General features: G+C 52.8%; 7 protein-coding genes. All 7 read left to right on the forward strand.

What is annotated here, in order from left to right; genetic code table 11:
- The first annotated feature begins 112 nt into the window (after positions 1-112).
- Complete coding sequence (locus tag E7746_RS01600) at positions 113-3247, forward strand: SusC/RagA family TonB-linked outer membrane protein (RefSeq protein WP_123395302.1); 3135 nt, start codon at positions 113-115, stop codon at positions 3245-3247.
- A 16-nt stretch (positions 3248-3263) separates the two neighbouring features.
- A complete protein-coding gene (locus tag E7746_RS01605) occupies positions 3264-5198 on the forward strand; it encodes a RagB/SusD family nutrient uptake outer membrane protein (RefSeq protein WP_136409630.1) in 1935 nt (644 codons plus the stop codon).
- Between the two features lie 36 nt (positions 5199-5234).
- Positions 5235-8093, forward strand: a complete 2859-nt coding sequence (locus E7746_RS01610) for a SusC/RagA family TonB-linked outer membrane protein (protein ID WP_123395304.1) — start codon at positions 5235-5237, stop codon at positions 8091-8093.
- 13 nt (positions 8094-8106) lie between these two features.
- Positions 8107-9882 (forward strand): RagB/SusD family nutrient uptake outer membrane protein, encoded by a 1776-nt coding sequence (locus E7746_RS01615; RefSeq protein WP_202877165.1) that lies wholly within the window; start codon positions 8107-8109, stop codon positions 9880-9882.
- Positions 9883-9909: 27 nt separating this feature from the next.
- Positions 9910-10953: a DUF5627 domain-containing protein gene (locus E7746_RS01620; RefSeq protein ID WP_123395306.1), complete on the forward strand. Its 1044-nt coding sequence runs from the start codon at positions 9910-9912 to the stop codon at positions 10951-10953.
- Positions 10954-10963: 10 nt separating this feature from the next.
- Complete coding sequence (locus E7746_RS01625; protein ID WP_136409631.1) at positions 10964-13264, forward strand: endo-1,4-beta-xylanase; 2301 nt, start codon at positions 10964-10966, stop codon at positions 13262-13264.
- A gap of 90 nt (positions 13265-13354) precedes the next feature.
- Positions 13355-15916, forward strand: a complete 2562-nt coding sequence (xyl3A, locus tag E7746_RS01630) for a xylan 1,4-beta-xylosidase (RefSeq protein WP_136409632.1) — start codon at positions 13355-13357, stop codon at positions 15914-15916.
- The last annotated feature ends 29 nt before the right edge of the window (positions 15917-15945 follow it).

The following is a 15945-nucleotide window of genomic DNA, read 5'->3' on the forward strand; positions in this document are numbered from 1 at the left end:
ACTATCAGAGAGAGAGAAAATTTAACCTTACACCATGTCGCTATTTGCTCCAATCGAGAAATCACGACGCAACCTAATGAAAAAAGTAATTATTTGATTTAAACTAATAACAATGGAAAATGTAAAGAAAATATTTCGATGCATTTCGTTTCTCCTACTCTTCATCGCAGGGACTGCTTCAGTCTATGCCGATACGGTAAGAGGAACTGTGGTAGACGATACAGGCGAACCTTTGATAGGTGCCACAATCGCTCTAAAAGGCGGTAGCGCAGCTACAGCCTCCGACATTGACGGCAACTACTCGTTGCAAGTGCCCGACCTCAAGACGGCTGTCTTGAAAGTATCTTATGTAGGATATTTACCTCAGGAAATCAAGGTTAACGGACGCTCAACTGTAGATGTCACTCTTCAAACCAACGCCGAACAGCTCGAAGAAGTCGTTGTGGTTGGTTACGGTCAGCAGAAGAAAGCCTCAGTTGTGGGTGCAATCACTCAGACAACAGGTGAAGTCCTCGAACGTGCTGCCGGTATTCATGACATCAGTGCTGCTCTTACCGGTAACCTCCCCGGCGTTGTTACAATGCAGAGCTCGGGTATGCCCGGTGAAGAAAGCGCTAAGATCACCATTCGTGGTGCCAGCTCTTGGAACAACAGCGACCCCCTCGTGCTCGTCGACGGTATCGAGCGTGACATGAACAGTGTCGATGTAGGTTCTGTAAAATCAATCTCAGTTCTTAAGGATGCATCGGCAACCGCCGTTTACGGTGTGAAGGGTGCCAATGGTGTTATCCTTATCACCACCAAGCGTGGTGAAGAGGGACGCGCCAAAATCGATGTTAGCTTCACCGCTACATTGAAGTCGGCTTCAAAGCTCCCTAACAAGTTTGACTCTTTCGATGCTCTTGCAGCTCGTAACAAGGCCGTTGTTCACGAACTCGGTCTTATGCCCAGCTCTTGGAGCTACATGACTCCTTATGAAACATTGTTGAAGTACCGCAACCCCGCCAACCTCGAAGAGTTTGAGCGTTACCCCAACGTTGACTGGCAGGACTACCTGTTCAAGGATTACGCAATGGCTTACAACGGTGCGGTTTCTATCAGTGGTGGTACTCGCTTCGTGAAGTACTTCGCCGCTATCGACTTTGTCCATGAAGGTGACCTTTTCCGCAACTTCGACAACCATCGCGGTTACGAAACAGGTTTCGGTTACAATCGTATCAACGCCCGTTCTAACCTCGACTTCCAGCTCACTAAGACTACTGTTTTCAAGGTGAACTTGTCAGGTTCTAACGGTCAGAAGCGTTCTACTTGGCCTAACGACGGTTCAGGCTTCAACCAGAGCAACTGGAACGACGTTCAGGTATGGGCAGGTGCCTACAACATTGCACCTAACGTGTTCCGTCCCGTTTACGCCGACGGTTCCTACGGTTACTACCCCGCATTCTCGTCGCAGGTTACCAACTCTGCCGACCTTCTTGCCAACGGTGGTGCCTTCAAGACAACTGCAACCCGCATCAACACTGACTTCGTTCTCGAGCAGAACCTCGACTTCATCACCAAGGGCTTGAACTTCCGCGGTATGATTTCTTGGGACAACCAGTTCCGTGAACAAGGTCGTGGTGTATCCGACCTCTACAACGGTCCCCAGTACAAGTGGATCGACCCCGCTACCGGTGCCGTTACAAAGAAGAACCCCACTGAAACTACAAGCCAGTTTGACTACCTCCCCGGTTCAAAGTGGTCGACTCAGGCAGGTAGCGTTTCCGACGGCAACACTCTTCGTAACCTCAACTATCAGCTCCAGCTCAACTGGAACCGCGAGTTTGGCGTTCACAATGTAGGCTTGACCGGTGTTTGGACCCGTCAGGAAACAGCTGTCGGTTCAATGATACCTATGTATCGTGAGGACTGGGTGTTCCGTGCAACCTACAACTTCGCCGACCGTTACTTCGTTGAGTACAACGGTGCTTACAACGGTTCCGAGAAGTTCAAGAAGGGCAAGCGTTTCGGTTTCTTCAACTCAGGCGCTATCGGTTGGCGTGTTTCTCAGGAAAAGTTCTGGGAAGGCCTCCGCGACTGGTGGGAAGAACTTAAGATTCGTGCATCTTACGGTGAAATCGGTGACGACTCGGGTGGCCGTTATCTCTACATGGACGAGTGGGGCACAGGTGGTAACACCTCTATGGACATCACCGGCTATGACAACCGTTCAATGTACACATTCTACTACCTCTCTAAGCTCGGTAACCCCGATGCAGGTTGGGAAAAGGTTAAGAAGTTCAACCTCGGTATCGACTATGCATTCCTCAACAACATGTTTGCAGGTTCAGTCGAAATATTCAAGGACAAGCGTGACGGCATCTTGATTAACGGTAACGACCGTGCGATGCCCTCTTACTTCGGTCAGACTCCTCCCACCGCCAACCTCGGTAAGGCTGAGTCAAAGGGTTTTGAAGTTGAAGTTCGCTTCTCTAAGAACATCAACCGCAACATGCGTGTATGGGCTAACTTGAGCATGACTCATGCTGCCAACAAGATTATCGACCGTGACGACCCCGCACTCAAGCCCGCTTACCAGAAGCAGGCCGGATATGTGATCGGTCAGACTCACTCTTATCTTGACAAGGGATTCCTCAACTCGTTTGACGACATCTACGGTAGTCCCTCTCATGATGTGAACGACGCTTCACGCCTCCCCGGCGACTACTATATCGTCGACTTCAACGGTGACGGTGTCGTTGACAACAAGGACTCTGTTCCCTACGGATATTCAGGCACTCCCCAGAACACCTACAACGCCACTATCGGCTTTGAGTGGAAGGGATTCAGCTGCTTCGCTCAGTTCTACGGCGTTACCAACGTTACTCGTGAGGTTAGCCTCGTAAGCTTCGGCAACCACATCGACAACGTTTACAACATCGGTGACTGGTGGAGCGGTGAAACCGGTACAGGCGACATCCTGATACCTCGTTGGTACTCTACCGTCAGCGGTTACTCCAATGGTACACAGTATCTCTATGACGGTTCTTACATCCGTCTTAAGAACGTGGAACTTGCTTATACTTTCACCAACGGATGGATTAAGAAACTCGGTCTTTCCTACATGAAGCTCTACCTCAACGGTAACAACCTTTGGGTATGGTCACGTATGCCCGACGACCGTGAATCAAACTTCTCCGGAGGTTCAGGCTCTGGTGCTTATCCTACCATGCGTCGTTTCAACTTTGGTGTTAGGTTCAGTCTATAAAAAATAGAATAACTATATGAAAACAATATATAAGTCATTTTTGACCTTAGGTGCGGCTCTCACCATGATGTGCGGATTCAGCTCCTGCGAGGACTACCTCGACAAGGACCCTGACTCCAATGTCAGCCCGGAGACTCCGTTTAAGAATTTTCAAAATGCTCAGGGTTACGTAGAGGAAATCTACAACTGTATCCCCAACATTGCACAATGCGACTGGACCACATCGTGGAATCTCGGCGATGATGAGATCCAGAATCCTCAGGCCGATGACATGATGCTTCATCAGGTCGACATAGGTAACTACTATGCTTGGCAGGGTAGTGGCGGTTTCTACTTCGGAAACAAGGCTTTCGGCGGTAACCCGCGCTCCAACAGCCCATTTGATCACGGTATCTACGCTCACGCATGGTATTGTATCGCCAAGGTTAACAAGGCTCTCAACACTTTTGAGGACTACTTCACCGGTACAAAGGAAGAGCACGACCTCATTCTCGGTCAGCTCTACTTCTTCCGTGCTTGGTGGCACTTCGAAATGATGAAGTGGCTCGGTGGTCTGCCTTATGTTGACCAGGAATTTTCAGCTTCTGAAACTCCTCAGCTCGAGCGTCTTAGCTATCTTGAGTGCGCCGATAAGGTTGCCGAGGACTTCAGCCGTGCTGCCAGCCTGCTTCCCGTTGACTGGGACAAGACTACCGCCGGTAAGAAGACCATGGGCCACAACGAACTCCGCATCAACAAGATCACCGCTCTCTGCTATCTTGGCAAGAACTACCTCTGGGCTGCAAGCCCCTTGATGCAGCATGGCGCTCAGACAGGCGGTGCCCGCACCTATGACTACGATGCAGGCTACGCTTCAAAGGCTGCCGACGCTCTCGGCGAAGTTCTCCAGATGGTTGAATCGGGTTCTACCCAGTATGCTCTCGTATCTTTCGATTACGACGACATCTACAACCACAAGAAGTCAAAGACCGCTACCAACTGCTACAGCGACCTCTTCTTCACCACAGGTCAGGCTTGGTTGCAGCCCGGTAGCACCGAAGCTATCTTCCGCGGTCCTTCTACCGGTTGGTCATTCACCCGTTACAACTACTCTCGTACATTCGGCCCCAACGCACTCTGTGCTCAGGATAACAAGATCCACCAGCCCACTGCCAACTATGTTGAGTACTACGGTATGGAGAACGGTCTGCCCCTCGACGATCCCGACTCGGGCTACGACCCCAACTATCCTTTCAAGGGACGCGACCCGCGCTTCTATCACGACATCATCTTTGACGGCGTTCAGTACATCAACGGTGACCCGGGTGCCGATGCTGCCATGAAGTATGCAGGCCTTGCTACTGGCGGTTCGATGCGTGCAGTCAGCAATGCGTCACGCACCGGCTACTTCTATCAGAAGCTCGTGCCCCACACTTGCCAGAAGATCGACCAGGGTTCAGCCGACGACTACGGTCCCAACCCCCACGCTTATATCCCCTATATGCGTCTTGCCGATATATATTTGATGTATGCTGAGGCTTGTGCAGTCAAGGGCGGCCCCGCCGGCAAGTCCGACAAGTGCTCGCTCACCTCTATCGATGCTCTTAACAAGCTCCGCGACCGCGTAGGCGCAGGACATGTAAGCACCAAATTCACCGGCAACGCCTATATGGATGAAGTTCGCCGCGAACGTGCCGTAGAGCTCGCCTTCGAGGGACACCGCTTCAACGACCTCCAGCGCTGGCTGCTCCTCACCGAGCCCAAGTACACCGTTAAGACTTCGGCCGAGTTCATCCGCGTTGAGGACGAGAGCTTCTTCAAGGACAACGACCCCCGCGACGCCCGCATCGCCGAGTATCACCAGGAGGTTATCCTTACCCGCGATTTCTCAGCCAAGCACTATTGGTTCCCCCTCATGCGTGACGACACATACATCTTTGATGGATTTGTACAGAATCCTGGATGGGAATAGTAGGCAAATATTAGTAACTATACATCACAGTCAAATATGATATCAAGAAATACAATACTTTTTCCGGCAATCATCGGAATCGTAGGCGCATCGCTCAGCGTCACGGCTGCCGAGTCGGAAGAACGGGTTGACAGCGTTAAAGCCGACGACCTGGTACAAGTAGCTTTCCGAAAGGTCGACAAGAACGAGCTGCTTGGCGGAGTGTCGGTGCTTGACATGGAAGACCTGCAGAAAACCAATTATACCTACGAGCCTCAGAATCTTGAAGGTTACATTTCAGGATGGAACGGTAATTCTATTTGGGGTATGGACGGCGACAACGACGGTGGTTATCTCGTGTTGGTTGACGGTGTTCCCCGTGACATGAACAACATCCCTTCCGATGAAATAAAGTCTATCTCTTTCCTCAAGGGCGCCCAGGCAGTTGTGCTCTACGGTAGCCGTGCCGCAAAGGGTGTGATTCTTATCACAACCAAGCGCGGTAAGGAAGGTCCCCTCACGGTGTCGGTTCGCGCCAACACCGGATGGCATGTGGCTAAGGCTTATCCCGAATATCTCGGTTCGGCCGAATACATGACTCTCTATAACGAGGCACGCCGTAACGACGGATTGAGCAATCTTTACAGCGACGAGGTTATCTACCACACCGCTGCCAAGACCAATCCCTACCGTTACTCCGATGTCAACTTCTACTCCGACGAGTATCTGAAGAAGGTGTACAACCGCACCGATGCCGACGCTGAAATCTACGGCGGTAACGAGCGCGCCCGCTTCTACACCAACATCAACTACTTCCGTCAGGGCGATTACCTCGACTTCGGCGAAGCCAAGAAGAACTACACCGACCGCTTCAGCGTTCGCGGTAATGTCGATGTCAACATCAGCAAGGTCGTTAGCGCCTACGTTGATGCATCGGCCACCTTCTACGGCTCACGCAGCGGTCACGGCAACTACTGGCAGCAGGCTGCCATGATGCGTCCCAACCGTGTGACTCCCTGGATTCCCGTTGATTTCATCAACCCCAATGTCACCGGCGCCCTTGACCTTATCAACAACAGCTTGAACATTCGCAACGGCATGTTCCCCGCCGGTACTTCAATCGACAAGACCAACATCTTCGCCGACTATGATATCGCCGGTTACACCAAGTTTACAAGCCGTCAGTTCCAGTTTGACGCAGGTGTGAACCTCGACCTCAATCCTCTTGTGAAGGGTCTTACGTTCCACACTCAGTTTGCTGTCGACTACGCTACTACTTACAACACCGCTTATAAGGACACTTACGCAGTATTCGTTCCCGTGTGGGGCAACATCAACGGTAAGGAAGAGATCGTAGGCCTCACTCAGGAAGGTCTTGACAAGCACACCGGTTCACAGTCGGTAAGCAACTCTACCAGCCGTCAGATAATCCACTTCTCGGGTAACTTCGACTACAACCGCACATTTGCCGATGTACACAATGTACACGCTCTTGCAGTGGTTTCGGGCTGGCAGCGCACTACCGCCGGTCAGTATCACCGCACAAGCTCGGCCAACATCGGTTTCGAAGTTGACTACAACTACGACCGTCGCTACTATGCCGACTTCGGCATCTCGGGCATCCACTCAGCCAAGCTGGCCCCCGGCCACCGTCAGGCATGGTCGCCCACAGGTACTATCGGATGGCGCATCTCCAATGAGGACTTCCTAAAGGATTCACAGGTAGTCAACGAGTTGATGCTCAGCGTTTCGGGCGGTATTCTCCACACCGACCTCGACATCTCCAACTTCTATATGTACTCGGCCAACTACACTCAGGGCGGATGGTTCAGCTGGGCAGCCGGCGGTTATGCAGCCACCTATCCTCAGCGTGGTGCCAACGAGGACCTTACATTCATCAAGCGTAAGGAATTTTCGGTTAACCTGCGCGGTCAGTTCTTCAACAACTTGCTCGGTCTTGAGGGTTCATTCTTCGTTATCAACAACGAGGGTCTTCTCATCAACAACTCGACCAAGTTCCCCTCCTACTTCTCGACCTACTATCCCGAGTCGTCACTCGTGCCCTGGTTGAACTTCAACAACAACCGTCGCGTGGGCTTTGACTTCGGTGTGAAGATCAACAAGCAGATAGGTGAAGTAAACCTTATCGCAGGTGTAAACGGAACTTACTACGACACCAAGGCCACCAAGCGCGACGAGTTGAACGCCGACGCTTATCAGAACCGCGAGGGCAAAGCTCTTGACGGAATCTGGGGATATCGCTGTGCAGGCTTCTTCAACTCTGAAGACGAAATCAAGGGTTGGGCCGACCAGTCAGCTCTCGGTGGATCAAACATTCAGCCCGGTGACCTGAAGTATGTCGACATGAACGACGACGGTGTCATCGACAGCAAGGACCAGGTGTTCCTCGGCAAGGGCGGATGGTATGGCAACCCCTTCACCATGGGTATCAACATCACCGCTCAGTACAAGGGCTTCTCACTCTTCATGATGGGTATCGGCCGCTTCGGCAGCTACGCTATGAAGGGCGACACTAAAGTTGACGATAACAACAGTTACAGCTACTGGTGGGTACACGGCGACCGCAAGTACTCGGCTGAAGTCCGCAACCGCTGGACTCCCGAAACTGCAGCTACCGCAACCTATCCTCGTCTGACCACGACCAACGGTGCCAACAACTTCGTTGCTTCCGACTTCTGGATGTACAGCACCGATCGTTTCAGCCTTGCTAAAGTTCAGCTCACCTACGACTTCCCGTCGCGTATGTTTACCGGCCCCATCGTTAAGGGTCTTCAGGTTTACGTTAGCGGAAGCGACCTCCTGACAATCGGCAAGAACCGCAAGATTCTTGAAATGAATGTCGGCAGCGCACCTCAGTCGCGTTTCTACAACTTGGGAGCTAAAGTAATATTCTAATGTTATGTCCAATATGAAAAATATATCGAAACTCATATTATTATCGGCCGTTACAGTATCGCTGGCTTCATGCGACGACTTGTTTGACCCGGCAATCGAGAACATCAAGGATGTTAACTCGATGTACAACGAGCCGACCTATGCCGACGGTATTCTTGGCGACGCCTACATCCTCATGCCTTACAGCAATGGTTCGGTTAACGACGTGGCCACTGACGATGCCGTTTCCAACGACAATGCCAACGGATGGCGTACGATTGCCGGAGGTGCCTGGACTTCTCAGACCGGACTCTCCAACGACAACTGGCGCGACCGTAACGCCTCTATCCAGCACCTCAACACATTCCTTGAGAATGCCGACAAGGTGACCTGGGCTGTCGACGAGAATGTCAACCAGATGTTCATCGACCGCCTTATGGGTGAGGCCTACGGACTCCGTGCGCTCAACCTCTACTTCCTCCTTCAGAACTATGGAGGCAAGACCGCATCGGGCGAGCTCATGGGTGTGCCCATCTGGACATCTTCTTTCACCGCTACTACCGACATGAATGTTCCCCGTAACACTTTTGCCGAGTGTATGCAGCAGATTTTCGATGATGTAAAGATGGCCGAGGAGCTCCTTCCCCTTGACTATGTAAACATCGCCAACGACTCGCAGGTTCCCGCCAAGTACGCCTCACTGGGTGTTAAGAACGACGCTTACAACCGCGTGTTCGGTGCTCCCGTTTGGTGCCGTATGTCGGGCCGTATCGCCAAGGCCATCCGCGCCCAGGCAGCTCTTCTTGCAGCAAGTCCCGCCTTCAACCCCGGTTCGGGTGTAAGCTGGGAGGATGCAGCCAACTATGCAGCCCAGTCGCTTAACGACATAGGCGGCGTGAGCGGTATGCCTCAGAAGGGTCATGTATGGTTCACCGCCGAAGAGGATGCTACTCTCGGTGCTTCGGAAAACCATCCCGAAATCATCTGGCGTGGCGGTTACGAGGACAACTGCTCGGTTGAAACCGACAACTTCCCCCCGAGCCTCTACGGTAAGGGCCGCGTTAACCCCACTCAGAACCTCGTCGATGCATTCCCCATGGCCAACGGCTATCCCATCAACGACGTTCACAGTGCCTATGACCCCGCCAACCCCTATGCCAACCGTGACCCGCGTCTTAGCGAGTACATCACCTACAATGGCGCAACTCAGGGTGTGAAGGGCGATGTCATCAACACTTCGGCCGACAATACCACCAACAATGACGGTATCAACAAGGAAGCCGGTTACTCAACCCGTACAGGTTACTACATGCGCAAGCACTGCCGTAGCGATGTCAACCCCAACCAGTCGTCGCTCCTCTACAAGCGTCACTATGTTAAGCGCATCCGCTACACTGAAATCTTCCTCGCTTACGCTGAGGCAGCCAATGAGGCTTGGGGTCCCACTGCAGGTGGCTCCAACGGCTACAGCGCCTATGATGTCATCAAGGCTATCCGCAAGCGTGCAGGTCTTGGTGTAGGCGGTTCCGACCCCTATCTGGAATCGGCTAAGGCAAGCAAGGAAGCCATGCGCGACCTCATCCGCAACGAGCGCCGTCTTGAACTCTGCTTTGAGAACATCCGCTTCTGGGATCTTCGACGCTGGAACGCTCCTCTCACCGAAACAGCCAAGGGTGTAAGCATCAAGGGCAACACCTACGACTACATTGAGGTAGAGCCGCGTAAGTACAGCGACTACATGATCTACGGTCCGCTGCCCTACAACGATGTATTGAAGTTCAGCAACCTTGAGCAGAATCAGGGTTGGTAATATTCACTATTAAACCTACGAAACATTATGAATCTCATGAAAAATTCGGTGAAATTAGGCATGGCCGCGCTGCTCGTTTTCGGTGTGTCGTCATGTAAGAACTCTGATGTCGATTTTCCCGATTATGAAGGTGGCATCACGGCTTATTTCGCCTATCAATATCCGGTGAGAACATTAACTCTCGGTACCGACCCCGAGCAGGACAACTCGCTCGACAATCAGCACAAGTGCCGCATCACCGCCACTCACGGCGGTAGCTACGACTCTCGCAACCTGAGCATCGACATCGTGGTTGACCCCTCATTGGTCGATAACCTCACTTTTGGCGACGGACGCCCCGTTAAGGTGATGCCCGAAAGCTACTACAAGCTTGAAAGCACCACTCTCACCAAGGTGAAGGACTTCCTCTTCGGTTCTGAGGTTACCCTTACCGACGCTTTCTTTGCCGATCCTCAGGCGCTCAGCGCCAACTACGTGATTCCCGTGCGCATGGTTGCCGCCCGCGGTGCCGATGCTATCCTCTCGGGTACTCCGCTTGAAGGTGTCACTTCTCCCGCCCGTTGCGATGCTTCGGCTTGGTCGGTGCAGCCCAAGGACTTCATGCTCTACTGTATAAAGTACATCAATCCCTGGCATGCAACTTACCTGCGTCGCGGTGTCGACAAGATCACTGAGAACGGTGCTACTTCTACCAACGTGCGTCACGCCAAGTATGTTGAGCAGGACGAGGTTGTTTCGGTAACTACTGCCGGACTCAACAAGAGCATCTTCCCCGTGAAGACTGTCATCACCGACGGTGACACAAAGACTACACTCACCTGTAATCTTGAACTCACCTTCACCGACAATGCCTGCACAATCACTACCTCTACTCCCGGCATGACCGCTTCGGGTTCAGGTAAGTTTGTGGAGAAGGGCGACAAGGACAGCTGGGACCACCGCGACCAGGATGTCATCTATCTTGACTACCAGGTTAACTTCGGCCCCCGCCAGTATGCCACCCTTGACACTCTCGTGGTTCAGTCACGTAACGTGATTATGGAAACATTCACGCCCACCTATAACAAATAAGTAACCGATTATGAATAAATACAGCAAATTACTTTGGGCACTCGCTCTTGCTCCTGCAATGGTGGGTTGCGCCGATGACATAGATACCACTTCCGGTTTCGAGGTCGAAAAACCCGAATCACTGGCTCAGTATGAGTATCTTAACAGCTACGGCACCCTGAAGTCTTATTTGGAATCAGCAAGCAAGGCATCTCCCGACTTTAAGTTGGGAGTGGCCCTTGCCGCCGATGATTACGCTAAGAAAGGGGCTGTCTATATGCTTGCCAACACCAACTTCATGGAAATGACGGCCGGCAACGAGATGAAGTATGCTTCAATCGTGGGCGACGACGGTTCTATGAACTTCGGTACTGTCGAGCAGTTTATCGACAATGCCAAGGCTGCAAATATGTCGATCTATGGTCACACTCTCTGCTGGCATGAACAGCAGAATCTGAAGTGGCTTAACTCTCTTATCGCCGATAAGGAAATTCCCGTTGATCCCGATGCTCCCGGACAGGAAGTTACAGTAGAGCGCCGTTGTATCGAGGTGTGCTCCGACGACATGGTCGATGCCGCTTGGGATACCCAGTTCTGGATTATGACCGATGCTACTTTCGCCGAAGGCGACAAGTGGGAATTGTCGATGAATGTTCGTGCCACCTACGAGGCTTCTATCGGAACCCAGACCCACAAGGGTGCAGGTGAATATCTGCACTGGGCAGGTTGCGGTACCGTTAAGTTCACTCCCCAGTGGACCGAGTACAAAGCCAGCGGTACAATGGACGCTTCAATGGCCGGCGGTCATTCGTTCGCATTCAACATCAATGACTTTGCAGCTGCCAATGAGTATTACTTCGACGACATCAGCTTGAAGATCAACGGTGTCGAGATGATTAAGAACAGCTCTTGCGACGACGACAACATGAAGGACAACTTCGTGTCGAAGGAGAAGCGCGGTGGCACAGTTCCCTCTCGCTTTGTCGACAGTTATAAGGAGATACAGGCTGCTCCCGGTGAATATGAAGTCACTGTTGACCGTCGTTGTATCCGCGTAGAAACCGACGACATGGTTGATGCAGCTTGGGACTCTCAGTTCTGGATTATGACCGATGCTACCTTCGCTGAAGGTGACAACTGGGAATTGTCAATGAACGTTCGTGCCGACTATGAGGCTTCTATCGGAACCCAGACTCACAAGGGCGCAGGTGAATATCTGCACTGGGCAGGTTGCGGTACCGTCAAGTTCACACCCAAGTGGACCGAGTACAAGGCCAGCGGTACAATGGACGGCTCAATGGCCGGCGGTCATTCATTCGCATTCAACCTCAATGACTTCGCAGCAGCCAATGCTTACTACTTCGACGACATCAGCTTGAAGATTAACGGTGTCGAGATGATTAAGAACAGCTCTTGCGACGACGACAACATGAAGGACAACTACATCGCCAAGGAGAAGCGCGGCGGAATGGTTCCTGCTACATTCGTCGACAGCTATACCGAACTTGTAAGCGGCAACTCTATTCCTTTGACTCCTGAAGAGAAGGCTGAAGCTCTTACCAACGAATTGGAGCGCTGGATCAAGGGTATGATGGAAGCCTGCGGCGGTTATGTCAAGGCTTGGGATGTTGTTAACGAGGCAGTATCAGGTGGCCCGTGGGGTCAGCGTTACGAACTGCAGTCGGCCAACAACACCGACGGTGCCGATAAGAAGTTCTTCTGGCGCGACTATCTGGGCGACGACTTCGTTCGCATCCCCGTTAAGTTTGCTCGTCAGTACTTCGAGGAATTCGGAGGCAACCCCGCCGACCTCAAGCTCTTCATCAACGACTACAACCTTGAAAGCGACTGGGACGACAACCAGAAGCTCAAGAGCTTGATTGAGTGGATTGCACGTTGGGAATCTGACGGCGAAACAGTTATCGACGGTATCGGTACTCAGATGCACGTAACCTACTACATGAATCCCGAAACTCAGAAGAGCAAGGAAGATCACGTAGTGAAGATGCTTGAGCTTCTCGCATCAACCGGCAAGCTCATCAAGATTTCTGAGCTTGACATGGGTATCGCCGACGCTGAAGGCAACAGCATCAAGACTGCCGATGTAACATTTGAACAGCAGAAGGCTATGGCCGAGTACTACAAGTTCATCGTGACCAAGTACTTCGAGATAATTCCTGCCGCTCAGCAGTACGGCATCACCCAGTGGTGCATCACCGACTCACCTGACGGATCGGGATGGCGTGCCGGAGAACCTGTAGGTCTTTGGGACATCAATTATGCCCGCAAACCCGCTTACGGAGGCTTCTGCGATGCATTGAGCCAGCAGTAATCTGAAAATTTTTTGATAGCATATTGTCGATTTATTGTCGACAATATGCTATTTTTGTATTCTTAAACTTCATAACCAATCATTTTGCCCATGAGATTCATACTGTCAACATTGTTGGCTATCGTATCGCTTGTCGCTTCAGCACAGGTTTCCGAACCTTACCGTGATGCTTCACTTGGCGCGCATGAACGTGCCGCCGATTTGTTGACTCGTCTTACTCTTGACGAAAAGATATCATTGATGATGGATGTTTCCCCGGCCATTGAAAGGCTGGGCATTCCCGAATATAATTGGTGGAACGAAGCCTTGCACGGCGTGGGCCGCGCCGGACTCGCCACCGTATTTCCTCAATCCATAGGCATGGCCGCAACATTTGACAATGATGCCGTGCTGGCAGCTTTCAACGCAGTCAGCGACGAGGCGCGTGCAAAGTACAACGGCTTCCGACGCGAAGGCCGTCACGGCCGCTATCAGGGATTGACATTCTGGACACCCAACGTCAACATTTTCCGCGACCCGCGATGGGGACGCGGCCAGGAAACCTACGGCGAGGATCCCTATCTGGCTTCGGTAATGGGCGAAGCCGTTGTCAACGGACTCCAGGGACCCGCCGACTCAAAATATATAAAGACCATTGCCGGTGCCAAGCACTATGCCGTGCACAGCGGCCCGGAGTGGAACCGTCACTCATTTGATGCGCGTGACATCGATCCGCGCGACCTTTGGGAAACCTATCTGCCCGCGTTCAAGACCCTTGTCGACGCAGGGGTGGGGCAGGTGATGTGTGCCTACAACCGTTTTGAGGGCGAGCCTTGCTGCAGCAGCAAGAAGCTCCTCATCGACATCCTGCGCAACGAGTGGGGTTACGACAAGATTATCGTGACCGACTGCTGGGCCATGAACGACTTCCACAACAAGCGCGCCCACGCTACCCATCAGTCGGGTGTCGACGCAAGTGCCGATGCAGTGCTGTCGGGCACCGATCTCGAGTGTGGCTCCGACTTTGGCAACCTGCGCGAGGCCATCGACCGCGGTCTTATCACCGAAGAGGCTATCGACGAGAGCGTCATGCGACTTCTTGAAGCGCGTTTCAGCCTCGGCGAGATGGACGATGACGCTTCATCGCCCTGGGCGTCGATTCCCATGTCGGCTGTCGACAGCAAGGCCAACCGAGCCCTCGCTCTCGACATGGCGCGCAAGTCGATGACGCTGTTGAAGAACAACGGCGTGCTTCCGCTGGCACGTAACGCTTCGGTAATCGTCATGGGCCCCAATGCCAACGACTCGGTGATGCAGTGGGGCAACTACAACGGATTTCCGTCCCACACCGTCACCGTGCTTGAAGGAGTGCGTGACATCACTGGGCGTGACATTCCCTATCTGCGTGGATGCGACCACGTGATCAACAATAATTTCGTGTCGTGCTTCAATCTCCTGTCATCTGACGGAAAGCCGGGACTCACCGCAACCTATTGGAACAACAAGTCACGCGACGGTCAATCGGTGGCCGTGGAGCGACTCACCGTTCCCGTCAACAAGTCGACCGGCGGTGCCACGGTGTTTGCCCCCGGTGTCAACCTCACCGGTTTCTCGGCGCGTTACGTGGGCACATTCAAGCCTGAGGAGTCGGGACGCTACACCATGCAGCTGCGCACCGACAACGGCTTCCGTCGCCTTTCGGTCGATGGCGTTACGCTCGTCGACAACTCGACCAAGGGCAACCGCAACACCTACACCTGCACCTTCAACGCCGAGAAGGGCAAGAGTTACGACATTGAGTTGCTCTACGGTGCCGGCGACCGCACCGCGCTGCTCAGCTTCGACATAGGCATGATCAAGGACTACGACACCAATGCAGGTGACGCCGATGTGGTGATATTCGTAGGCGGAATCGCTCCGTCGCTCGAAGGCGAGGAGATGCCCGTGAGCGTGCCCGGATTCCGAGGCGGCGACCGCGAGTCGATCGAGCTTCCGGCTATGCAGCGCAATCTGCTTAAGAGCCTCAAGGCGCAGGGCAAGAAGATTGTCTATGTCAACTGTTCGGGTTCGGCCGTTGCGCTCGCTCCCGAGGATTCGATATGCGATGCCATTCTCCAGGCATGGTATCCAGGTCAGGCCGGCGGTACTGCTGTCGCCGAGGTGCTTTACGGCGACTACAACCCTGCCGGACGACTTCCCGTGACATTCTACCGCGACGACTCGCAGCTTCCCGACTTCCTCGACTACAGCATGGATGGACGCACCTACCGTTACATGAAGGATAAGCCGCTCTATGCGTTTGGTCACGGATTGAGCTATACGACATTTGACTACGAGTCGGCTTCGCTCGACCGCAAGTCGGCCAAGTGCGGCGACAATGTCAATCTCAATATCAAGCTGCGTAACGCAGGCAAGCGTGACGGCGACGAGGTTGTGCAGGTCTACATCCGCAAGGAGGGTGACTTCGGCGGTCCCGTCAAGACGTTACGTGCCTTCAAGCGTGTGACATTGCCTGCCGGAGCAAGCCGTGACATCGCATTCACGCTCACTCCCGACGCTTTCAAGACCTACGACCAGAAGTCGGGACGCATGGCTGTCACACCCGGAAAATATGAGATTCTCTACGGCGGCTCGTCGGATAATCTTAAATCATTGCACCTAACTTTAAAATAAATACTACACCAACCAATCAATCAACCAAT

The organism is Muribaculum gordoncarteri, assembly GCF_004803695.1.
GTDB classification, from domain to species: Bacteria; Bacteroidota; Bacteroidia; order Bacteroidales; family Muribaculaceae; genus Muribaculum; species Muribaculum gordoncarteri.

Coding starts and splice junctions, on each gene's coding strand:
- E7746_RS01625 (WP_136409631.1), top strand. CDS start 10,964: ATGAATAAATACAGCAAATTACTTTGGGCACTCGCTCTTGCTCCTGCA.
- E7746_RS01605 (WP_136409630.1), top strand. CDS start 3,264: ATGAAAACAATATATAAGTCATTTTTGACCTTAGGTGCGGCTCTCACC.
- E7746_RS01610 (WP_123395304.1), top strand. CDS start 5,235: ATGATATCAAGAAATACAATACTTTTTCCGGCAATCATCGGAATCGTA.
- xyl3A (WP_136409632.1), top strand. CDS start 13,355: ATGAGATTCATACTGTCAACATTGTTGGCTATCGTATCGCTTGTCGCT.
- E7746_RS01615 (WP_202877165.1), top strand. CDS start 8,107: ATGAAAAATATATCGAAACTCATATTATTATCGGCCGTTACAGTATCG.
- E7746_RS01620 (WP_123395306.1), top strand. CDS start 9,910: ATGAATCTCATGAAAAATTCGGTGAAATTAGGCATGGCCGCGCTGCTC.
- E7746_RS01600 (WP_123395302.1), top strand. CDS start 113: ATGGAAAATGTAAAGAAAATATTTCGATGCATTTCGTTTCTCCTACTC.